The organism is Rhodococcus sp. P4_C10 (assembly GCF_056402135.1).
The window spans coordinates 1-400 of record NZ_JBFUHZ010000116.1 but is presented as its reverse complement, the minus strand read 5'-3'; the positions used below and the strand labels follow the sequence as shown (position 1 = coordinate 400).

The window sequence follows — 400 nt, the reverse complement described above, 5'->3', positions numbered from 1 at the left end:
ACGGTGCGGACAACCTCGGTGGTCCGGTGACGCTGGACGGTTCGGGCAAGGCGTCCATCACGCAGTCGTTCGCCGCGGAGGGTGCGCACAACATCACCGCGGTGTTCTCCGGTGCTGCCGGGTTCATTGCCTCCACGTCGGCCGTGCATGCGGTGACGGTGACGGCTGCGGCTCCGGTCGACGTCGCGACCACGACCTCGGTGACGGGTGCGACCTCGGCGGTCACGGGTGACAATGTGACTCTGGGCGTGCAGGTTTCGCCGGCTCCGGGCGGTGGCACGGTGCAGTTCAAGGACGGTGCGGACAACCTCGGTGGTCCGGTGACGCTGGACGGTTCGGGCAAGGCGTCCATCACGCAGTCGTTCGCCGCGGAGGGTGCGCACAACATCACCGCGGTGTT

1 protein-coding gene is annotated in these 400 nt (G+C 68.2%); it reads left to right on the top strand.

Annotation, left to right across the window (positions count from 1 at the left end; genetic code table 11):
• Window positions 1–26: 26 nt before the first annotated feature.
• A partial coding sequence (locus AC1DWC_RS26775) for an Ig-like domain-containing protein (RefSeq protein ID WP_477912932.1) occupies window positions 27–400 on the top strand: 374 nt, incomplete at its 3' end.